This is a genomic window from Limnohabitans sp. WS1 (genome assembly GCF_003063265.1).
Taxonomy (GTDB): domain Bacteria; phylum Pseudomonadota; class Gammaproteobacteria; order Burkholderiales; family Burkholderiaceae_C; genus Limnohabitans_A.
In genome coordinates this window covers 150864-171910 of the sequence record NZ_NERU01000005.1, presented here as the reverse complement: position 1 = coordinate 171910, position 21047 = coordinate 150864, and the positions used below count along the sequence as shown (strand labels likewise).

Genomic DNA, 21047 nt, shown 5'->3' with positions numbered 1-21047 from the left:
ACGGCATCACCCCACAGTACAAGGTCACAAATTTTGGCAACAGCCTTCGGAGGCTTCTGCCGCTTGGCGCTGCGGTTTTACAGATTCGGTGCCAGCAAACGCTGCAGGGCTTTGACCTCCACGCCGCTGCGCTGGGCCAAGTCTTGCACCTGGTCGTCACCCACTTTGCCCACGCTGAAGTACTGCGCCTCGGGGTGGGCGATGTAGAAGCCGCTCACGCTGGCCGCAGGCGTCATGGCCAGGCTCTCGGTCAGGCCCATGCCAATGTCCTGACATTGCAGCACGTCGAACATGGCTTGTTTAGCGCTGTGGTCGGGGCAGGCGGGGTAGCCGGGTGCGGGGCGGATGCCTTGGTATTTTTCAGCGATCAGGTCTTCGTTGCTCAGCGCCTCGTCAGCGGCATAACCCCACAGGTCGGTGCGCACTTTTTTGTGCAGGCACTCGGCCAGTGCTTCGGCCAGGCGGTCGGCCAGTGACTTGAGCATGATGGCGCTGTAGTCGTCGTGTGCGGCTTCAAAAGCGGCAGCACGTTTGTCGGCCCCGATGCCTGCGGTGACGGCGAACACGCCGACATGGTCTGGCGCTGTGCCTTGCGGGGCGACGAAGTCTGCGAGGCAACGGCTGGGGCGCATGACGCCTTCAATGCGTTGCTTTTCTGTTTGTTGACGCAGGCCGCGCCAGGTCATGGCGACTTGGCTGCGCGATGCATCGGTGTAAAGCGCGATGTCGTCATCGTTCACCGTATTGGCGGGGTACAGGCCCAGCACGGCGTTGGCCGTGACCCAGCGGCCGTCGATGATTTTTTGCAACATGGCTTGGCCATCTGCATACACCTTGCGCGCCTGCTCGCCCACGACTTCGTCATCCAGGATGGCGGGGAATGGTCCGGCCAAGTCCCAAGTCTGGAAGAACGGGCCCCAGTCGATGTATTGCGCGATCTCGGCCAGGTCGTAGTTTTTGAACACCCGTCGACCGATGAACTTGGGCGCGGCGGGCACACCTTGTGACCAGTCGACGGGCGTCTTGTTGGCGCGGGCCTGCGCCAGCGTCCACATGGGGGTTTGTTTTTTGTTGGCGTGTTGCTCGCGCACCTTGTCGTAGTCGGTGTTCAAGTCGGCAATGAACTTGGCCGCTTGCTCGGACAACAAGCCCTGGGCCACGCCCACGCTGCGCGATGCATCGGGCACATAGACCACGGGGCCTGAGTAGTTGGGCGCGATTTTCACAGCCGTGTGCACGCGGCTGCAGGTGGCGCCGCCAATGAGCAAAGGCATCTGGCGCTCGCGGAAGTACGGGTCTTTTTCCATCTCAGATGCCACGTACTGCATCTCTTCGAGGCTGGGCGTGATCAGGCCCGACAGGCCGATGATGTCGGCGTTTTCTTCTTTGGCCTTGGCCAGGATCTCGTGGCAGGGCACCATCACGCCCATGTTGACCACTTCAAAGTTGTTGCACTGCAAGACCACCGTGACGATGTTTTTGCCGATGTCGTGCACATCACCTTTGACGGTGGCGATCACGATCTTTCCCTTGGCTTTCACGTCTTCGCCTGCGGCTTCTTGTGCGAGTTTTTCGGCTTCGATGTAGGGCAGCAAATGCGCCACGGCCTGCTTCATCACGCGGGCGCTTTTCACCACCTGTGGCAAGAACATCTTGCCCTGGCCGAAGAGGTCACCGACCACGTTCATGCCATCCATCAACGGGCCTTCGATGACATGCAAGGGGCGACCGCCCTTGGCCAGAATCTCTTGGTAGGCCTCTTCGGTGTCGTCGCTGATGAAGTCGGTGATGCCATGCACCAGCGAATGGCTCAAGCGCTGCGCCACGTTCACGGGCGCATCGGGCGTGCCGCGCCAGGCCAGCTTGGTGGTCTCATCTTTGGCCGCGCCTTTGGCGCTGTCGGCCACCTCCACCAAACGCTCGCCTGCGTCCGGGCGGCGGTTCAGCACCACATCTTCCACCCGCTCGCGCAGCGTGGGCTCCAGGTCGTCGTACACGCCGACCATGCCCGCGTTGACGATGCCCATGTCCATGCCCGCCTGGATGGCGTGGTACAGGAACACGGTGTGAATCGCCTCGCGCACCGGGTCGTTGCCCCGGAATGAAAAGCTCACGTTGGACACGCCACCCGACACCTTGGCGCCCGGCAGGTTTTGCTTGATCCAGCGCGTGGCTTCGATGAAGTCCACCGCGTAGTTGTTGTGCTCTTCGATGCCGGTGGCAATCGCAAAAATGTTGGGATCAAAAATGATGTCTTCGGGCGGAAAGCCCACCTCGTCCACCAGCACGCGGTAAGCGCGTTCGCAAATCTCGATCTTGCGTTCGTAGGTGTCGGCCTGGCCTTTTTCATCAAACGCCATCACCACGGCTGCAGCACCGTAGCGCTTGACCAGCTTGGCCTGGCGCTTGAACTCGTCGAGGCCTTCTTTCATGCTGATCGAATTGACGATGCCTTTGCCCTGGATGCAGCGCAAACCGGCTTCGATCACCGTCCATTTGCTCGAATCCACCATCACCGGCACGCGGGCGATGTCGGGCTCTCCGGCCATCAGGTTCAAAAACCGCACCATGGCCGCTTGGCTGTCGAGCATGGCTTCGTCCATGTTCACGTCGATGACCTGCGCACCGTTTTCGACCTGTTGGCGCGCCACGGCCAAAGCCTGCTCGTACTCCCCGTTCAAGATCATGCGGGCAAAGGCCTTGGAGCCGGTCACGTTGGTGCGCTCACCCACGTTGACAAACAGCGAACCGGTGCCGATGGAGACAGGCTCCAGACCGGACAACTTCATGGGAGGAACAGACAGGATTTCAGACGCGACAACAGACACAGGCTCACCTTAGGCATTCAGGTGAGCGTCGTTGTGCAAGATCATTCAGACATTGAACGGCCCCAAGCCTGACCTGCTGCGCCTTGACGGCGGCGGGCTGCAACGCTCCTTGGGAAGCTGGGATTTTAAGGCTTGTTGATTCTTAAGCCCTTGATGAATAGAGCAATCCGTCAGGATGCGGGATTGAATATCGTTGACGTCAAGACACACCTGGCAGCGCCGAGAGCCTTAATCCTTGTCTAAATACATCCATATTCGGACATCTAGACATCAATTAAATCAACAACTTAGTCTCGAAAAACGAATTTTCTTAGCTAAAGGCTAATCTAATTTTTCAACTTTTAGACAAGAACCAGACCGCCGCAGATCGAGGGCCTTCACAATCAATGATCTGGGCTCGCTTCATGGCTTGGAGTAAATTTTTCACCTTGTTGGCTTTTTGCTCCGGGGTCAACACAGCCGCCAATTTGTTCGTCAACAGTTCGTCAAAATCAGTCCGTTTGGCCTGTTTATATTTGCGCAAGTACCCAACCACCAACTGCTGGTAATGCTGGTCGTCAAGCCCACGGTTGTGGATGTAACGTGCTTTTTGACCCGCAGCATCGGCCACCTTGGCAGAAATAAACAACTTCGGCGCACGGCCTTCGACCAAGCCCAATTCGCGCAACAGCTTGATTTCTCTGGTCGCCAAGGCATGTCCCTTTTGGACTTTGTCCAGCAACAACACATGCTGCAAGCTCAAATCGGTTCGTGCCATCAAGGCTCGCGCAAACTTGGCATCCATCATGCGCCCAGCCAGCGTCAACTCTACACGGGGATGACCTTGGGGGCTGGTGTCAAACGCGTAATCCGGCAGGGGGAAAAACCGCTCACGTTGGGTCACGAACATGCGGCGAATGCCACTGCCAGCTTGTTCGATCATGCGCAAGCGGATCATGCCGTCAATCAACCATTGGTTGCGGTAATGCTCTGGCGGTGACTGATGCTCCAGCATCCATTCCACACTCTGTGGAATGAACTACCCCAAATTAGTCAGCACCAAACGGTCCGCGTGTTCCACGACATTGATCTTGCCACCCAACAAATAGTCTTGATGGGCCACGCAGTTATGAAGCGCTTCCCGGACCACCCACGCATCGTATTGCTGCACGGGTGTGGGAAAAAGTGTTCCGTCCGGCAGGTGATCCACAGTTTCATTGCGAATACGCCCAAAGACCCGGTCCGTCGCCAGCAAAAATGGAATCCCAAAAGGGTAAGACGGTGACGAAGTGCTGTTGGCATCACGCGAGATCCAGTGAATCTTCGCATCCACCGGCGACAGAAAATGCGCAGCCTCGTCTTTGCCCAACAGCAACAAAGCCGACCGCGTGATCCGCCCCTGCTTGGTGATGCGCGCTTTGTTCAGCAGGGTCACATCACTCAAGCCAGCCACCTCGGCGCGGATGGCCTCGTTCCTGCGTGCATCGGGCTCACCACGAATACAAAATTCTGTGTAACGCTGACGGGCGGCGATCACCGCCTCAGGGTCCAGATCACTCCAGGTAGCCCCCGGCACCACCTCGCCAGTCCAATCCTCTTTCAAGCCCAGTTGAGCCCACAACCTGGCCTCTTTGTCAGGCTGCTCTGCCAACTTGACCTTGTGGCTGTCGATGCGGATGTACCGGACATTCTTGAATGCAACAGGCGCACTGCGGGCGGGGTGAATCTCCAGCAAAACGACACGACCATTGGGGTGTGATAGTTCGTGGAAATGGAAGTCGGCACGGGGTTGCGTCAAATACTGCAGCCACATGACCAAGGCCTGATTGCCACTGCCTTTGTCCGATCTGACTTTCTGACTGAAGGGATCAAATGTGGTGCCCTTCACCTCACGGGTGGTGTCATCAACGCCCCAAATCAGCCAGGCACGCTCATGCCCCTCCAAGGCTGCCGCGTTGGCAAGGGCAGAGATGTATTCACCAATGACCTCCGCATGATCCCAGTTGGACTTGAATTCAAGGGTCGCCCGCTCACGCGATTGGGTGAGTAAGTTCTGAAGCACAACAAGCATGGTGGTGTCACGCATGTCGCTCTCGGTGAGTTGTTTTTTGTCCAAGCTGGGGCTCGTGGTGGGGAGTTGGTGGCTTTTATGGCGAAAAGCTATTTTTAATCAATTTGTGTGCTTTTTGGCCTCACCTGTTCAATTGCCAGATCGAAAGAAGCAAAAAAGCCGTGGTGAAACGGGTTCACCACGGCTTTTATTGGCGCCCTTGACGGGCACGCCCGATCAGTACTGCTTGTAAGGCAAGAACTTGCCCGACAGCACCACGTTCACGCGGTCGCCCTTGGGGTCGGGCTGGCGCACGATGTCCATGCTGAAGTCGATGGCGCTCATGATGCCGTCGCCAAACTCTTCGTGGATCAGTTCCTTGATGGTGGTGCCGTAGACGCTGACGATTTCGTACCAGCGGTAGATCAGCGGGTCGGTAGGCACCTGGCTGGGCAGTGAGCCTTTGTAGGGCACGACTTGCAGCCACTTGATCTCGTCGGCCGTCAGACCAAAGATCTTGCCGATGATTTTGGCTTGCTTGGCGTCAAAGGTCATTTGGCCCAGGCACCCGGCGGTGACCCACTCCTTGGACAAGCCGACTTTTTCGGCGACGTCGCTCCACTTGATGCCTTTGGCCACTTTGGTGGAGATGATTTTTTCGGTGACTTCTAAACGGTTCATGAAAGACCTCTTGAGGGGGGGGTTGATGAAAATTTGGGGGGAACAATTCAATGGGCTTTGGCGCGTGACACCAAAAAGTCGACGATGTGGTTGCGCATGTCGTAGTAGCCCGGCAGGTGGTGCAGCTGGGCGCGGGTCCGTTCGCGTGGCAGCGGGTTGACCACCACTTCGGCGAGGCCACCGGGCACATAACTGCCACCCGACTCGTTGCCGTTGCTCATGAGCAAGATGCGGTCCGACAGCAAAATCGCTTCGTCCACGTCGTGTGTGATCATGAACACCGTCTGTTGCGTCTGGCGCACGATGGTCATCAGTTCGTCTTGAATCGTGCCGCGCGTCAATGCGTCCAGCGCGCCAAAGGGCTCGTCGAGCAGCAGCATCTTGGGCTGAATGGCAAAGGCTCTGGCAATGCCCACGCGCTGCTTCATACCGCCCGACAGTTGGCTGGGTTTTTTGTCGATGGCGTGCAGCAGGCCCACCATGCCCACATGCTTTTCCACATGCACATTGACCTGAGGTGTTTTCCATTCAGGCCACTTGGACTTGACGGCGAACGCGATGTTTTGCCGCACGGTGAGCCAAGGCATGAGGGCGTGGCTTTGGAACACCACGCCGCGCTCCAGGCTGGGGCCCGCGATCTCGCGGCCGTCCATGAAGGCATGGCCTTCAGTGGCCGTGTCCAGGCCTGCCAACACGTTCAAGATGGTGGTCTTGCCGCAGCCCGAGTGGCCGATGATGCAAACGAACTCGCCTTTGTCGATGGTGAAGGACACGTCCGAAAACACCGGCTTGTCACTTTGGTAGGCCTTGCCCAGTTTTTCAATTTTGAGGAAAGCGTTCATGGCTTTGGCCTTGGGTTGGGGTGCAAAAATTTCTGTGGGCAAAGGCGCGATCAGCTCGCGGTCGCTGGTGTCACTCCACATAGGTCACCGCCTTTTGCACCTGGGCAAAGGCCAGGTCCAACAACATGCCCACCACCCCAATCACCAGCACCGCAAAGATCACATTCACCAGCGACAGGTTGTTCCACTCGTTCCACACAAAGTAGCCCACGCCTGTGCCGCCCACCAGCATCTCGGCGGCCACGATCACCAGCCAGGCAATGCCCATGCTGATGCGCATGCCGGTGACGATGGTGGGCGCTGCGGCAGGCAAGATGACCAAGAAGGCTTTGCGCAGGGGCTGCACTTCCAACGTGCTGGCCACGTTGAGCCATTCGCGCTTGACCGCAGCCACACCAAAAGCGGTGTTGATGAGCATGGGCCAGACCGAGCAGATGAAGATCACGAAGATGCCGCTGACTTCCGAGTCTTTGAGCGTGTACAGCGCCAGCGGCATCCACGCCAGCGGGCTGATGGGTTTGAGCACCTGGATGAAAGGGTCAAACGCCTTGCGCATGAGGGGCGACATGCCGATCATGAAGCCCACCGGCAGCGCCACCAACACGGCCAAGAAAAAGCCCAGCGCCACACGACCCAGCGAATGCGCCAACTGAATGCCGATGCCTTTGTCGTTGGGGCCTTTGTCGTAAAACGGATCGGCCAGGTGCCCCAGCATGGCTTTGCCTACTTCCAGGGGTGGCGGAAAGCCGGTGGTTTTGACCGCCCCCGGGTCTTTGCCCATCATCTTTTGGTATTCGATCTCGTCGGCTGTCATGCCCGCCTTGGCAGCGCCAGCCACCGTGGGCGCGGTGGCCGACAGCTGCCATGCGCCCAAAAAAACCAGGAACATGAGCAGCGAGACCATGGCCGCGCGCAAATTGAGGTGCGTGGTTTTCATGTGCCTCAGCCCATCTTGTTGATCGCAAAGCTCTTGATGTAGTCCTCGGGCTTGGCCGGGTCAAACTCTTTGCCCATGATCTTGTACTTGGGGTAAGGCGTGGTGGCGGCAAACTCGTGGCCGAGCTCTTTCATGTGTTTGCGTGCATCGGTGATGAGGAACACTTTTTCTGCGATTTGTTTGTAGTTCACATCGCCTTTCACATAACCCCAACGCTTCATTTGGGTGAGCATCCACACCGCCATGCTTTGCCATGGCATGGGGTCAAAGTCGGCACGATCGGGCACGTTTTGCACCTTGCCCAAACCATCGGCAAATTTACCGGTGAGCACTTGGGCAATCACCGCCTCGGGCTGGTTCAGGTACTGGGCGGGTGAGATGACTTTGGCAATCAGCTCACGGTTGCCCGGCTGGCGTGCCATGGCGGCGGCCGTGAGCACGGCGCGGTAAAGCGCGGCAAAGGTGTTGGGGTTCTTCTGAATGAATTCGGTGCTGGTTCCAAAGGCGCAGCAGGGGTGGCCATTCCACAGGTCTTTGGTCAGCATGTGGATGAAGCCGACTTCGTCGAACACCGCGCGCTGGTTGAAAGGATCGGGGCCGAGGAAACCGTCGATGTTGCCCGAGCGCAGGTTGGCCACCATCTCCGGTGGCGGCACCACGCGGATTTGCACATCGGTGTCGGGGTTGATGCCGTTCTCGGCCAGGTAGTAGCGCAGCAAGAAATTGTGCATCGAATAATCGAAGGGCACAGCAAACTTGAAGCCCTTCCAATTTTTCGGGTCGCGGTTGTTTTTGTGCTTCATGGCCAGCGTGATGGCTTGGCCGTTGATGTTTTGGATGGTGGCCACGTTCATGGGCGTGGCGTTCGCGCCCAGCCCCATGCTGATGGCCAGTGGCATGGGCGAGAGGAAGTGCGTCGCGTCGTATTCCTTGTTGATCATCTTGTCGCGAATCAGGGCCCAGCCTGCGGTCTTGGTCACTTCGACATTCAGGCCCTGCTTTTTATAAAAGCCCAATGGATCAGCCATGATCAGTGGCGTGGCGCAGGTGATCGGGATGAAACCGATCTTGAGGTTGGTTTTTTCCAGCGGGCCTTTGCTTTGCGCCAAAGCCTGCAAGCTGGCCACAGGCAACACGCTGGCAATGGCGGCCATGGCGGTTTTTTTGCCCACGGCACGCAAGAACATGCGGCGTTCCTGGTCCTGCGGGAACAAGGCCTTGACCAAGGTGGCTTCGATGAATTCTTGGCTGTAGGCCTCGAACTCTGCGGTCTCGGAACGGGCACGCAACTGAGCCGCGGCGGCATCGGCGGCCACCTCGGCGTGGTGGTCGGCGGGTGAATGATCACGTCCGCAGCTGCACTTGAGCATCAGGGGGCGGTCGGCGTTGTAGGGGTCAAAGAATTCAGACATGGCGGCCTCGCTTTGTTGAAGATGCTCAGGTCCATGCAAGCTGTGGGCCAGAAATCGTTGAAAGCGTGCCGTCGGCGGCACGCGGCTTCATTTCGTGAGCGGCTTGTCGACGCGGTGTAGGGCAACCCCTACAGGGGGAATGCCTGCATTTTGTAGAAGCCCCGCCCTTGGGGCGATTCTTGGTGGTTTGCGTGGGTGATCGCGACGGGGGCGTCGCTCCTACAAGGGGAAAGCCTGCATTTTGTGGGAGCCCCGCCCTCGGGGCGATGGGTCGTGGTTTGCGTGGGTGATCGCGACGTAGGCGTCGCTCCTACAAGGGGAAAGCCTGCATTTTGTGGGTGCCTCGCACTTGGGGCGATTCTTGGTGGTCTGCGAGGCTTTATCGCGACGGGGGCGTCGCTCCTACAAGGGGAAAGCCTGCATTTTGTGGGAGCCCCGCCCTCGGGGTGATTCTTGGTGGTTTGCGTGGGTGATCGCGACGGGGGCGTCGCTCCTACAAGGGGAAAGCCTGCATTTTGTGGGAGCCCCGCCCTCGGGGCGATTCTTGGTGGTTTGCGTGGGTGATCGCGACGGGGGCGTCGCTCCTACAAGGGGAATGCCTGCATTTTGTGGGTGCCTCGCACTTGGGGCGATTATTGGTGGTCTGCGAGGCTTTATCGCGACGGGGGCGTCGCTCCTACAAGGGGAAAGCCTGCATTTTGTGGGTGCCTCGCACTCGGGGCGATTCTTGGTGGTTTGCGTGGGTGATCGCGACGGGGGCGTCGCTCCTACGACAAGAAGCGTTGGTGCAAACATCATCGGGCCGGCTCAATCCATGGCCCGCTCAACGCCCCCCATTCAGGCTTTGTGCGTACAAAGCCAGCTCCACATCGTTCTTGGTGCCGGTCTTTTCCAGGATGCGTGCACGGTAAGTGCTCACCGTGTTGGGAGCCAAGCTCAGCTGCGCACCAATTTCGGTCACGGTGTGGCCTTGGGTCAACAAAAGGTAGACCTGATGCTCGCGGTGCGAGAGCAGTTCGATCCCGCTTTTGGTGCGGCCCTGGCTCACCAGGCTGGCCAGCGCTTCGGCCGTGGCAGGTGTGACGTGCATGCCGCCTGCGGCCACGCGACGCAGCGCCGCCATCAAAGCGTCAGTGTCGGTGCTTTTGTTCAGGTAACCCGATGCGCCCAGCTGAATGCAGCGCACCGCGTATTGTTTTTCAGGGTAGGTGCTGAGCATCAGCACCGGCAAGCCGGGCCAGTCGCGCCGCAAAGCCTGCAAGACATCCAACCCGTCCATGCCGGGCAGGGCGATGTCCAGCAAGACCACATCAATGCCCTGGGGTCCTTGCAGTTTATAAACGGCGTCCAGCACCCCGGGGCCGGTCTCGGCTTCGGCCACCACCTGCAGCAAGGGGTCATCGGCCAAGACCATCTTCAGGCCTTCACGCACGATCTTGTGGTCGTCGCCCAGCAGCACGCGCACCGTGGCGTTCATGTGAGCACCTCACCGTCCGGCAAAGGCATGGACAAGCGCATGCGTGTCCCCCGACCAGGTGCACTGTCAATGTCGATGACGCCGCCAAAGTGCCGCGCCCGCTCGCGCATGCCCATGATGCCGTAGGCCTGCGCCGACTCAAACGCTTGGGGCAAGGCACCGCATCCATCGTCTTCCACAGACAGGTGCAGCCAACCTTCACGCTCCACCATGTCCACATCCACCGTGCGTGCGCGAGCGTGGCGGCCCACGTTGCTGAGCATTTCCTGAAAGATCCTGAACACGGCCATGGCCATGGGCTCGGGCAACACGCGTTGCTCGTTCACTTCCATGCACCACTTGAGTTCTTGTTCAGCCGACTGCACAAACTCCTGCGCCTGCCACTCCAGCGCACCCCACAGGCCCTGGTGGTCCAGGATGCTGGGGCGCAGGTCGGTGATGATGCGCCCCACGTTGACCACCGCATTCTCGATCAGGCGGCTCATGTTTTGGCACTTGCCCCGCATCTTCTCGCGCATGGTTTGCGCTTCTTCGGCGGCCCTCTGCTCTTGCTCGGACAGGCGCTTGTCCAGCCAACCCACATCCATCTTGAGCGCCACCAGCAAACTGCCCAGTTCGTCGTGCACCTCGCGGGCGATGCGGGTGCGCTCTTCTTCGCGCACAGCGTCGGACCAGGCGGCCAGTTCGCGCAGCTGCTGCAAAGCGGTTTCCAGCGCATGGGTGCGTTCGGCCACGCGCACTTCAAGCTCGTCCTTGGCCCGGTGCAAGGCCTCTTGGGCCCGTTTGCGCTCGGTGATGTCCACAAAGGTGACCACCGCGCCGCGCACCTGGCCTTGGTCAAACACCGGGTAACTGGCGTACTCCACAGCAAAGCTGCTGCCGTCTTGCCGCCAGAAGACCTCGCTGTCGATGCGGCAAGGCTCGCCTCGGCGAAAGGCGTTGTAAATGGGGCAGTCGTCCATGGGGTAATGCGCCCCGTCACCATGCGAGTGGTGCGTCAGGATGTGCATGTTCTGGCCCAGCACCTGCTCGGGCTCAAAGCCGATCATTCGCGCACCGGCCGGGTTGATGAAAACACACAGCCCCTCCAGATCCACCCCAAACACGCCCTCACCGGTCGAAGCCAGCATGAGGCCCAAGGGGTCACGCCAGGCATCCGGGTTGTCCTGCCCCACTGTTCTGAAGTTCTGAAAATCGAATTGCATGCTGGCGAACATGCAAGGCCTGTGCCATGCCCACTTTGAATGGATTGGGGGTTTCATGCACAAAGCTCAACAAAACTCGGGGCTTGAGGCCTCCCATCTTTCTTTCAAAATGCATTATTTGGTATTCATTAAAATCACCGTTTTGTTGTTCATTCGACATCCAATGCGCTTGCCCTTGGCAGCCTCAAACCGCAAACGCCCCCTTTTTGGCCCCATATGGGTTGACCATGAAAAAATTACTCCTGTGCCTTGCCTATGGTTTAAATCTGGTCGCTTGCACCAGCGTCTCCTTGAGCGACGCCCAACAAGACCAGCAGGTCAAATCCTTTCAAGCCCCCGCCCATCAGGCCGGCATTTACATCTATCGCCACGAAATTTTGGCAAGCACGGTGAAGATGGCGGTGTCGCTTGACGGCCAAACCATCGGGCACACAGCCGCCAAAACATTTTTGTACAAAGAAGTTGCACCCGGCAAACACACACTGACCTCGGTGTCAGAAAACACCTCCACCCTGGACCTGCACGTCAAAGCAGGCAAGCTCTATTACGTCTGGCAAGAGGTCAAAATGGGCATCCATTCTGAAAGAAGCAAATTGCACCTGGTGAGCGAAACGCTGGGTCAACGCAGCGTTCTCGAGACCCAGATGGTGCAAACCCGCTGACTTGCACGCGCTTTGGGGTATGCAAGTGACAGACAAGTTCGTCCTGATCGTCACAATGGCAACTTCCCAACCCCTTTAGTGAAGATGCCATGCCCGCCCCTCTGACCGACACCATTCGATTGCAAGGTGCCTCCAATTTCCGAGATGTCGGCGGCTACCGGACTCACGATCTGCGACGCGTTAAAACCGGCCAAGTGTTTCGATCCGACCATCTGGCGGGTTTGAGCTTGGACGATCTGTCGCAACTCAAACGTCTGGGCATTGGCCACAGCCTGGATTTTCGCGGCGCAAACGAGTGCACGGCCACGCCTTACGACATTGCGGGCGTACAGCGGGTCGCGCTGACGATTGAGCCCACCGTGATCGCACGCATGCAAGCCTTGGTGGCCCAGGGCATCGTTCCCAGCACCGAAGAAACAGTCAACTTGATGCGCGAGACCTACCGAGATTTTGTCAACCACAACGCCCACACCTTTGGTCGGTTTTTAAAGCACTTGCTGGAACACCCCACACCGCAAGTTTTTCACTGTACGGCAGGCAAAGACCGGACCGGGTTTGCTGCTGCGTTGCTGCTGTCGGCCTTGGGCGTGGACCGCGCCACCATCGAGCACGACTATCTGCTGACCAACCAGCTGTACAAGCGTGACACACGACTGGAAGGCCAAGGCCACCCCCATGTCATGAAAGTGCTGTGGCAAGTGCAGCCCGAGTTTTTGCATGCAGCGTTTGAAGCCGTCGAAACGCAGCACGGGGGCATGCGCGACTACCTGCACGGGGCCATTGGCCTGAGCCCGCAAGAGCTGCTGGAACTGCAGCGGATGCTGCTGGAGGATGAAGGCCACACGCCATAAGGGCTGTTTTGGCGTCATCTGGCACCTGCATGTCCCCCTTAAAAACGATAAAGTGTTTGTTTTTGATGCCCTTAGGAGTTTGGAATGAATGCACCTTTGCACCGCGAAATGCCCTCTGGGCACCTGGACAGCGCTTTGGCACTGAAAGAAGTGACACAAGCTTGGGACGGCTCGATTTTGTCCGAGCTCAAAAAATACATCGAGATTCCAGCCAAATCACCCGCCTTCGATGCCGATTGGGCCGCCAACGGCCACATTGAAACCGTTTTGCGCCATGCCGCCGATTGGGTGTTGGCGCAAAAAGTCGAAGGCTTGAAGCTCGAAATCATCCGCTTGCCTGGCCGCACACCCGTGATGTTCTTTGAAGTGGACGCCACCCGCAGTGCTGACCAAGGCTCTGGCCAAACCATCTTGATGTATGGCCACATGGACAAGCAGCCCGAATTCAACGGCTGGCGCAATGACCTTGGCCCATGGACCCCGGTTTATGAAGACGGCAAGCTGTATGGGCGTGGCGGCGCTGACGATGGTTATGCCGTGTACGCCAGCATCGCGGCGGTGCAAGCCCTCAAGAGCCAAAAAACACCACACCCGCGCATTGTTGGCGTGATCGAAACCTGCGAAGAATCAGGCTCCTACGATCTGCTGCCCTATGTGGACGCGTTGCGCACCCGCTTGGGTGATGTGGGCTTGGTCATTTGCCTGGACAGTGGGGCAGGCAACTACGACCAACTGTGGTTGACCACCAGCTTGCGCGGCATGGCCAGCGGCACCCTGAAGGTGCAAATCCTGACCGAGGGCATCCACTCGGGCGACGCCTCGGGCTTGGTGCCCTCGAGCTTTCGCATCATGCGCCAAGTGCTTGACCGACTCGAAGACAGTGCCACCGGGCGCTTGCTGCCCGCCAGTTTCCATTGCGAAGTGCCCACCGAGCGGCTGGCGCAAGCCCAAGCCACGGCCGCCATTTTGGGCGATGAGGTCTACAAACGATTTCCCTGGGCGCACTATGACTGTGGCGGCTCCACCAGTTTTGCCCTGCCCACCACCACCGACCCCACCCAAGCCCTGCTCAACAGAACGTGGACACCCACGCTCAGCGTGACCGGTGCCGATGGCTTTCCGGCCTTGAAAGATGCGGGCAATGTGCTGCGGCCCTACACCGCTTTCAAACTCAGCTTGCGCCTGCCCCCCTTGGTGGACGCGGCGCAGGCCGTGGCCGAAATGAAAGCCTTGCTGGAGGACAACGCACCCTACCAAGCGCGGGTGACATTTGAATCCAATGGTGGCGCCACAGGCTGGAACGCCCCCGACACCTTGCCCTGGTTCGAGCAAGCGCTCAACAGCGCCAGCCAAGCGCACTTTGGCGCACGGGTGGGCTACATTGGCCAAGGCGGCACCATCCCGCTCATGAACATGTTGAGTGCCGGTTTCCCCCAAGCTCAAATGATGGTCTGTGGTGTGCTCGGACCCAAAAGCAACGCGCATGGGCCGAACGAGTTTTTGCATGTGCCCTATGCGCAGAAACTCACCGCATCGGTGGCCGAAGTCATGGCCCGCATGCCCTGAAGCTCGGCTGCGCCTCTCAAGCACCCGGTCCAATCAACAGGGCAGCCATTGGCCTGCCATGGATCACAGGGGGTCATGAGCCGCGCTGGCGGCTTGAACAATGGCTGCTTCCAAGGCGCGGGTGTGGGCCACCACATCCCATGCCTTGTTCTTCTTTAAGCGCTGGCGCAAACCTTTTTTGAGCTTGACCAAAGCTTGGCGATCTTTGGCCATTTTTTGGGCAATGGCCACGTAATCTTCATCGTCTTGGGCCACCCACTCGGACAAACCGGCGGCCGTCATGAAGCTCGCGCCCATGCGAGACACAAAATGTGCGCCCATTTGCGTCACCACGGGCACCCCCATCCACATGGCTTGCAAGCTGGTCGTGCCACCGTTGTAGGGCACGGGGTCCAGGGCGATGTCCACGTCGGCGTACTCGGCCATCATGTCGCTCAGGCCCACAGGGCCCCGAAACTCCACCCGGGCCATGTCCACACCCAAGGCCTGCAAGCGTTCGGTAAAAATCTGCTGAGCCGCCTCGTCGCTGAAGCTGGGGGCCTTGAGCAGCAAACGCGAATCAGGCACCGCTGCCAACACTTTGGCCCACAAGGCCAGCGTGCGCGGCGTCAACTTGGGCACATTGTTGAACGAGCCAAAAGTCAATGGCCTTTGCGCCGTGGCCGATTCATGGGCCGGGTAGGGGTAATCGTCCTCGGGTGCATAGCAAAACACGGTGCCGGGCAAACGCAAGACCTGTTCGGTGTACAGACGCTCGCAGCCTTCGGGCGTGACCACGGCATCGCCCAAAATAAAGTCCATGTTGGGCACCCCGGTCGAGCCGGGGTAACCCAAATACGTCATCTGCACCGGTGCTGCGCGTTGCGCAAACAACTGCATGCGGTGCTGGCTGGTGTGACCGGCCATGTCCAGCAACACGTCAATGCCATCGGCATCGATGCGTTTGGCCAGTTGTGTGGTGTTCAACGCCCCCACCTCGACCCAGTGTTCGGTGCGCGTGCGGGCCAAGGCGGTTTGTTCGTCATGAGAATCACCCACAAAGTACATGGTCAATTCAAACTTCGACCGGTCCAACTCGCGCAACACCGGTTGCATGAAAATATTGACCGGGTGTTGATGGTGAAAATCGGCCGACACAATGGCCAGTTTCAGGCGTCGTCCTGACAAAGGCGCACGCACAAACGAGGCACGACTGCGTGCGCCATCGCCCCAATGTGCAAACAAATCGCGGTGCAAATCGGCCACCTGCTGTGCTGTTGGGGTGTCGCTGTACAAAGAGCTCATGGCCGCACTGGACGCGTACCCCGAGTCCTTGTCCTCGGATTTGGCCAGGGCCATGTACAAAGCCAGGGCTTGATCGGCATCGCCCACTTTGCCGGCCACAGCGGCACGCAATGAACGAGCCCCCGGCATGGGGGCGAGGGCTTCGGCTTGCTGCAACACCAACTCGGCCTCGTGCATCTGCCAGCATTCGGCCAGCAGATGGGCCAAGTTCCAGTGCGCCCAAGGACTTTGGGGGTAGAGCGCAACACAGCGGCGAGAAATTTCAATCGCTTCTTGCCAGAAATTGTTGCGAAAACTCAGTGCCGCCAAGCGCGACAAGGTCGACTCCTGGGTGGCAACCGAAGCCAAGGTCAACAAACGCATGGCTTTGTCGCGCTGGCCCAGCCGCAGCCAGGCTTTGGCCGCATCCATTTGGATTTCAGCGGCCAGGTTGGCCAACTCTTCGGGTTTGTCGGCGCGGGTCGCTTTGAGGGCTTCGTTGAAGCAGTTGAGTGACTCTTGGGCATGGCCCAGCTCGAGCACGTATTGCCCCATGAACCAGTGGACCTGACGCACGGCATCTTGATCCTTGGCGGCGGCTTTTTGCACCGCCTCGTTGTAGGCCCGATTGGCCAGTTCGGTGTGCCCTTGCTGGGCCATCACGCGTGCCATGGCCAGATACGCTTCGAAGCGCTGTGGCGACACATCCATGGCACGCTGGTAGGCCGCCGAGGCCTGCGCCAACTCACCCATTTGTTTGCACAAATGCCCAGCTTCCAGCCAAACGCTGAATTGGCCCGCATCGAGGCGCAAAGTTTGCGCAAACGCTTCTCGTGCGGCCATCGCCTGACCCAATTTCACCAGGCATCGGGCTTTCATGAAGTGCGCCGGGACCAAGCCCGCATGGGCTGCCAATGCGTTTTCGGCACACAAGAGGGCCTGCTGCCAGTCACCTGTTTTGTAGGCGGCATTGGCCTCGTTGAACGCCAGGGCGGCGGTCGTTTCGTTTGTTGCTGCATTCATGATGGACACTTTCACCTTGTTTTTGCGACATTTTCACTTAATCTCAAGGATCATTGATGTTCTTTTGAACTGAAAAAATTTCTCATCGCATGTCCAAGACACAGATTTGTGCACCCTGCAAGGTGACGCCAACCTTGCCGACAAACCACCATGGGTGTGCCATCGATCCCTTGAAAAAAGTGCCTGGCCTGCCCTGGGTCGTCCACAGCACCCAACGCTCTCGCACCTGTTGATCTGCCCATTTTTTGTGCTTCGGCGACAATGGCGCACTTGTCTTTTGTCACATTCCACCCCGCATGACCCCCTTGAACTACACCCGCGCCCAGGCGCTGCCCGAGATCCTGAAAAACCGCATCGCCATCCTCGATGGGGCCATGGGCACCATGATCCAGCGCTTTAAATTGTCCGAGGCCGATTACCGGGGTGAGCGTTTCAAGGACTTCCCCAAAGACGTCAAGGGCAACAACGAACTGCTGAGCCTGACCCGACCCGACGTGATCCGTGACATCCACGAAGGCTATTTGGCCGCCGGGGCCGACCTGATCGAGACCAACACCTTTGGCGCAACCACAATCGCTCAGGCCGACTACGACATGCAGCACCTGGCCCGAGAGATGAACCTGCAGTCTGCCAAGTTAGCCCGCGCGGCCTGCGACAAATTCTCCACCCCCGACAAGCCGCGCTTTGTGGTCGGCGCCTTGGGCCCCACGCCGAAAACAGCCAGCATCAGCCCCGACGTGAACGACGCCGGTGCACGCAACGTGACTTTTGAAGAATTGCGTGCGGCCTATTACGAGCAGGTCCAAGCCTTGGTGCAAGGCGGCTCCGACGTGCTGTTGGTTGAGACGATTTTTGACACCCTGAATGCCAAGGCCGCGTTGTTTGCGATTGAAGAGTACTTTGAAGCCAGCGGTGAGCGACTGCCGCTGATCATCAGCGGCACGGTGACCGATGCTTCGGGCCGCATTTTGAGCGGCCAGACCGTGACGGCTTTTTGGCACAGCGTGCGCCACGCCCAGCCCCTGGCCATTGGCCTGAACTGCGCTTTGGGCGCGACGCTCATGCGCCCCTACATCCAGGAATTGAACAAGGTGGCGGGCGACACCTTCATCAGTTGCTACCCCAACGCCGGCCTGCCCAACCCCATGAGCGACACCGGCTTTGACGAAACGCCCGAAGTCACCAGCCGTTTGCTGCACGAATTTGCCGCCGAAGGCTTGGTCAACATCGTGGGCGGCTGTTGCGGCACCACCCCTGAGCACATTGGCGCGATTGGCCGTGCCGTGGCCCCCCTGGCACCACGCAACGTGCACAGCGGGTTTTTCTACAAAGAAGCGGCCTGAAATCCCCGTTGTCCATCCCCCTGTTGGGCACTTGTTGGCCACAGCCATCAACAGGGTCTGTCCTGTTAAAAAAGTGCTCACCTCGTGGCTCCAATTGACCCAAGTCAAAACCTGTTTCTGTAAGACCTATAGAGTTGGACTTTGTTTAACCGATACAGGAGACCCTGATGAAAATCTTATTGGCCGTGGATGGCAGCGAATACACCAAAAAAATGCTGGCCTACCTGACCACGCACGACGATCTCTTCAGTGCCAACAACAGCTACACCTTGCTGACCGTGAACCCCCAGTTGCCTCCCCGCGCTCGTGCTGCAGTGGGCAAGGACATTGTTGAAGCCTATCACCGCGAAGAGGCCGAAAAAGTGCTGGGCCCTGTCACCAAGTTTTTGGCCCGCCACGAAATCGATGCCAAAACCATGTCCAAAGTGGGGCACGCTGGCGAAACCATTTCCAAAACAGCCGTGAGCGGCAAATTCGATCTGGTGATCATGGGCTCCCATGGCCATGGCGTCTTGGGCAATTTGGTCATGGGTTCAGTGGCCACCCAAGTCCTGGCACACTGCAAAGTGCCCGTCTTGTTGGTGCGCTGATACCCATTCAGCCCTTGGATGCCCACCTTGTGCAAGATGGGCATCCCCTCCCATGGGGTACTCAGGCCCCATGAAGCCATAACCTGTGGTGATACCTCAACCCACACAATTTCAATTCCCACAGCCATCATCCGCTTTTATAGTCCGTCCGCTGGGCAGTTTTCACCCGGCAACAAGGAGTGATGGCTGATGGTGCTGGAGATGGATCGCTTTGAACAAAGCACAGAGGTCGGTCTTTTTGACATGGGCTGCATGGGTGATGTGGGGCCCCGGGCCCATTGAGCATGTCACCACAGGCCATTGATCTGCATGCGCATTGGTTGCCGCCGGTGATGGCACAGGCCTTGCGTCAGCGCCATGACCAAGTGCCGCGCATTGATCCCTTGGCAGACGGCTCAGAGCATATGGTCATGCCCTCTGGCACATTGAATTTCAATACGGACTTCACATCGGCCTCTCAGCGGTTGGCGCACATGTCACAGCTGGGGGTGGGCAAGCAAATGCTGTCCCTGCCGGGCTTGTTTGGCATCGACTGCTTGCCTTTTGACCAATCGGCTCCTTTGGTGCGCATTTTCAATGACGCTTGTGCGGGCCTGTGCCAAGCCCATCCCGAACGCTTTTGCGGACTTGCCGCACTGCCATGGGTCAATCTGCATGCGGCCGTGGCCGAACTGCGACGGGCGCGATTGGAGTTGGGCCTGTTGGGTGCCATTTTGCCGGTGGAGGCCTTTCGCAGCGAGGCCAGTGCCGCCCAATTGCTGCCCTTGTTTGAAGCGGCCGAAGACCTGGGCGCACACTTTTTGGTGCACCCAGGACTCATGCCAGACAGCGCAGCCTTGCCATTGGTCCCACCTGACCACCACTGGGCTCGGCAGGCCTTGGCGGTTCAGCACGATGTAGGGCAGGCCATGGTGACCTTGCTGTTGTCGGACTTTTTGCGCCCTTGGCGCAACATCACCGTCCAAGTGGCCCATCTGGGCGGGAGCTTTGGCGCAGTGGTTGAGCGCATGGACTTGATGCAGTCTTTGCCTCATCCCACACGCGCTTTGCCATCGCGCCGGACACGGGCTGTGTGGGTAGACTGCGCATCCATGGGTCCGCAGGCCCTGGAACAAGCGGTGGCGGTGTTCGGTGCAGACCGTGTGGTGCTGGGCACCGATGGCCCCATCTTTGATCCGGCCAAAACTTTATCGGCCATTCGTCATTCGCGCCTTTCGGCTGCCGACCAAGCCCTGATCCTGCACGGCAATGCAGCGGCTTTGTTGGCACGCTTGTCTTGACAACCGGAGCACTGGGCTTGGGCAAGATCCATTCACCTGTTTGTCGGTGAAAGGCTGCAGCTGTCGGCCACAGCCTGATTTTTGGGCCGGTTATGCTTGAGCCATGCCTTTGAACGACCGACTCAAAATGCGTCACCTTCGAACCTTGTTGGCCATTGCCGAACAGGGCTCCTTGGTGCGAGCGGCCAAAGCCTTGAACATTTCGCAACCTGCGGTGACTAAAACCCTGACCGAGCTCGAAGACATCACCGCTCAGTTGCTTTTTGAACGCTCACCCAAGGGGGTGACCTTGACCGCAGCAGGCCGGATTTTGGTGCGCCATGCGGGGGCGGGCCTTCGGACGATCCACGATGGCTTGTCCAGCCTGTCGAGTCATGAAGAGGGCGATGCCCCCACGCTGGTGATCGGCGCATTGCCCAATGTGGGTGCCACCGTGGTGGCCCCGGCCCTGGTTCGGTTTGCCGCTGTCTGGCCCCAGGCCCGTTTAACGGTGCGTGCAGGCTACAACGCGCCCTTGATTTCGGCCCTGAAGCAAGGCGCTCTGGACATGGTGGTGGGCCGCTTGGCAGAACCGTCTGCCATGCAAGGGCTGAGTTTTGAGTACCTCTACACCGAGCCTTTGCTGCTGGTTGTGCGCCCAGGGCACGAGTTGGCCCGGCTTTCCTCCATTCATCCAGACTTGTTGTACCGCTACCGCTTGGTGCTGCCAGATGCCAGCACAAGTGTGCGTGAAGCTGCCAACCGTTTTTTCATGACCTTGGGGGGTGGTTTGCCCAGACACACCATCGACACCATCGACTTGTCCTTTGGACGAAGTTATGTCTTGCAAAGTGATGCGGTCTGGTGCATTCCGCTGGGTGCCATTGAAAATGACTTGCAACAAGGCACTGTGGTGCGCCTGCCCATCGACACGCGCGGCACCGAAGGGCCGGTGGGCGTGACGCTGCGCGTGGAACACACGCCTTCCGAAGCTTTGTTGCAGGTTCTGGATGAAATTCGCATCAGTGCGGCGGCACGCATAGGGTCCATGGCCAGGCTCAACACCTTGCGCTGAGCAC

General features: G+C 58.8%; 17 protein-coding genes and 1 riboswitch. Of the genes, 7 read left to right on the top strand and 10 right to left on the bottom strand.

Annotation, left to right across the window (positions count from 1 at the left end; all coding sequences use genetic code 11):
• Positions 1-77: 77 nt before the first annotated feature.
• From metH to B9Z48_RS09145, 9 genes are all read right to left on the bottom strand, one after another.
• The gene (gene metH, locus B9Z48_RS09180; protein WP_108377903.1) at positions 78-2789 is read right to left on the bottom strand and encodes a methionine synthase; all 2712 of its coding nucleotides are present in this window, start codon (positions 2787-2789) and stop codon (positions 78-80) included.
• Positions 2790-2844: 55 nt separating this feature from the next.
• A riboswitch (S-adenosyl-L-homocysteine riboswitch) is annotated at positions 2845-2945 on the bottom strand.
• 217 nt (positions 2946-3162) lie between these two features.
• Positions 3163-3822: an ATP-binding protein gene (locus B9Z48_RS21660; RefSeq protein WP_233261073.1), complete on the bottom strand. Its 660-nt coding sequence runs from the start codon at positions 3820-3822 to the stop codon at positions 3163-3165.
• A gap of 24 nt (positions 3823-3846) precedes the next feature.
• Complete coding sequence (locus tag B9Z48_RS21655; RefSeq protein WP_233261066.1) at positions 3847-4923, bottom strand: helix-turn-helix domain-containing protein; 1077 nt, start codon at positions 4921-4923, stop codon at positions 3847-3849.
• 171 nt (positions 4924-5094) lie between these two features.
• A complete protein-coding gene (gene cynS / locus B9Z48_RS09170; RefSeq protein WP_089959451.1) occupies positions 5095-5538 on the bottom strand; it encodes a cyanase in 444 nt (147 codons plus the stop codon).
• A gap of 47 nt (positions 5539-5585) precedes the next feature.
• Positions 5586-6461, bottom strand: a complete 876-nt coding sequence (locus tag B9Z48_RS09165) for an ABC transporter ATP-binding protein (protein ID WP_108377902.1) — start codon at positions 6459-6461, stop codon at positions 5586-5588.
• Entirely contained in the window at positions 6451-7317 is an 867-nt protein-coding gene (gene ntrB / locus B9Z48_RS09160) for a nitrate ABC transporter permease (protein WP_089959442.1), read from the bottom strand. The genes B9Z48_RS09165 and ntrB overlap by 11 nt, the downstream gene beginning before the upstream one ends.
• Before the next feature lie 5 nt (positions 7318-7322).
• Positions 7323-8729, bottom strand: coding sequence for a CmpA/NrtA family ABC transporter substrate-binding protein (locus B9Z48_RS09155; RefSeq protein WP_108377901.1), 1407 nt, complete (start codon positions 8727-8729; stop codon positions 7323-7325).
• 823 nt (positions 8730-9552) lie between these two features.
• The gene (locus B9Z48_RS09150) at positions 9553-10206 is read right to left on the bottom strand and encodes a response regulator transcription factor (RefSeq protein ID WP_108377900.1); all 654 of its coding nucleotides are present in this window, start codon (positions 10204-10206) and stop codon (positions 9553-9555) included.
• Entirely contained in the window at positions 10203-11411 is a 1209-nt protein-coding gene (locus B9Z48_RS09145) for a PAS domain-containing sensor histidine kinase (protein ID WP_108377964.1), read from the bottom strand. Before B9Z48_RS09145 ends, B9Z48_RS09150 begins: the two co-directional genes overlap by 4 nt.
• Positions 11412-11638: 227 nt before the next feature.
• Between B9Z48_RS09145 and B9Z48_RS09140 the strand changes: the two genes are divergently transcribed.
• The 3 genes from B9Z48_RS09140 to B9Z48_RS09130 all read left to right on the top strand — a co-directional run bounded on the left by B9Z48_RS09140 (position 11639) and on the right by B9Z48_RS09130 (position 14490).
• The gene (locus B9Z48_RS09140; protein WP_108377899.1) at positions 11639-12073 is read left to right on the top strand and encodes a DUF2846 domain-containing protein; all 435 of its coding nucleotides are present in this window, start codon (positions 11639-11641) and stop codon (positions 12071-12073) included.
• Between the two features lie 89 nt (positions 12074-12162).
• Positions 12163-12924 carry a tyrosine-protein phosphatase gene (locus tag B9Z48_RS09135; protein WP_108377898.1) on the top strand — a complete coding sequence of 254 codons (762 nt, stop codon included), beginning with the start codon at positions 12163-12165 and terminating at the stop codon, positions 12922-12924.
• Between the two features lie 84 nt (positions 12925-13008).
• Positions 13009-14490: a M20 family metallopeptidase gene (locus B9Z48_RS09130; RefSeq protein ID WP_108377897.1), complete on the top strand. Its 1482-nt coding sequence runs from the start codon at positions 13009-13011 to the stop codon at positions 14488-14490.
• Between the two features lie 63 nt (positions 14491-14553).
• Here the strand turns inward: B9Z48_RS09130 and B9Z48_RS09125 are convergent, their stop codons facing one another.
• Entirely contained in the window at positions 14554-16776 is a 2223-nt protein-coding gene (locus tag B9Z48_RS09125; protein WP_146186254.1) for a tetratricopeptide repeat protein, read from the bottom strand.
• A 296-nt stretch (positions 16777-17072) separates the two neighbouring features.
• Here B9Z48_RS09125 and B9Z48_RS09115 point away from each other — a divergent pair, with 296 nt between their 5' ends.
• From B9Z48_RS09115 to pcaQ, 4 genes are all read left to right on the top strand, one after another.
• The gene (locus B9Z48_RS09115) at positions 17073-18119 is read left to right on the top strand and encodes a homocysteine S-methyltransferase family protein (protein ID WP_108377894.1); all 1047 of its coding nucleotides are present in this window, start codon (positions 17073-17075) and stop codon (positions 18117-18119) included.
• A gap of 167 nt (positions 18120-18286) precedes the next feature.
• Positions 18287-18709, top strand: a complete 423-nt coding sequence (locus B9Z48_RS09110) for a universal stress protein (protein ID WP_089959406.1) — start codon at positions 18287-18289, stop codon at positions 18707-18709.
• 284 nt (positions 18710-18993) lie between these two features.
• Positions 18994-19989, top strand: a complete 996-nt coding sequence (locus B9Z48_RS09105; RefSeq protein WP_108377893.1) for an amidohydrolase family protein — start codon at positions 18994-18996, stop codon at positions 19987-19989.
• A gap of 127 nt (positions 19990-20116) precedes the next feature.
• Entirely contained in the window at positions 20117-21043 is a 927-nt protein-coding gene (gene pcaQ / locus B9Z48_RS09100) for a pca operon transcription factor PcaQ (protein ID WP_158273237.1), read from the top strand.
• Positions 21044-21047: the final 4 nt, after the last annotated feature.

What these genes read in the sequence shown, in the direction of transcription:
- B9Z48_RS09150 (WP_108377900.1), bottom strand. Translation starts at nt 10,206, where the DNA reads ATGAACGCCACGGTGCGCGTGCTGCTGGGCGACGACCACAAGATCGTG.
- B9Z48_RS21660 (WP_233261073.1), bottom strand. Translation starts at nt 3,822, where the DNA reads ATGCTGGAGCATCAGTCACCGCCAGAGCATTACCGCAACCAATGGTTG.
- B9Z48_RS09115 (WP_108377894.1), top strand. Translation starts at nt 17,073, where the DNA reads ATGACCCCCTTGAACTACACCCGCGCCCAGGCGCTGCCCGAGATCCTG.
- B9Z48_RS09135 (WP_108377898.1), top strand. Translation starts at nt 12,163, where the DNA reads ATGCCCGCCCCTCTGACCGACACCATTCGATTGCAAGGTGCCTCCAAT.
- B9Z48_RS09140 (WP_108377899.1), top strand. Translation starts at nt 11,639, where the DNA reads ATGAAAAAATTACTCCTGTGCCTTGCCTATGGTTTAAATCTGGTCGCT.
- pcaQ (WP_158273237.1), top strand. Translation starts at nt 20,117, where the DNA reads ATGCGTCACCTTCGAACCTTGTTGGCCATTGCCGAACAGGGCTCCTTG.
- B9Z48_RS09145 (WP_108377964.1), bottom strand. Translation starts at nt 11,411, where the DNA reads ATGCAATTCGATTTTCAGAACTTCAGAACAGTGGGGCAGGACAACCCG.
- B9Z48_RS09155 (WP_108377901.1), bottom strand. Translation starts at nt 8,729, where the DNA reads ATGTCTGAATTCTTTGACCCCTACAACGCCGACCGCCCCCTGATGCTC.
- cynS (WP_089959451.1), bottom strand. Translation starts at nt 5,538, where the DNA reads ATGAACCGTTTAGAAGTCACCGAAAAAATCATCTCCACCAAAGTGGCC.
- B9Z48_RS09125 (WP_146186254.1), bottom strand. Translation starts at nt 16,776, where the DNA reads ATGAATGCAGCAACAAACGAAACGACCGCCGCCCTGGCGTTCAACGAG.
- B9Z48_RS09165 (WP_108377902.1), bottom strand. Translation starts at nt 6,461, where the DNA reads ATGTGGAGTGACACCAGCGACCGCGAGCTGATCGCGCCTTTGCCCACA.
- metH (WP_108377903.1), bottom strand. Translation starts at nt 2,789, where the DNA reads ATGAAGTTGTCCGGTCTGGAGCCTGTCTCCATCGGCACCGGTTCGCTG.
- B9Z48_RS09130 (WP_108377897.1), top strand. Translation starts at nt 13,009, where the DNA reads ATGAATGCACCTTTGCACCGCGAAATGCCCTCTGGGCACCTGGACAGC.
- ntrB (WP_089959442.1), bottom strand. Translation starts at nt 7,317, where the DNA reads ATGAAAACCACGCACCTCAATTTGCGCGCGGCCATGGTCTCGCTGCTC.
- B9Z48_RS09110 (WP_089959406.1), top strand. Translation starts at nt 18,287, where the DNA reads ATGAAAATCTTATTGGCCGTGGATGGCAGCGAATACACCAAAAAAATG.
- B9Z48_RS09105 (WP_108377893.1), top strand. Translation starts at nt 18,994, where the DNA reads ATGTCACCACAGGCCATTGATCTGCATGCGCATTGGTTGCCGCCGGTG.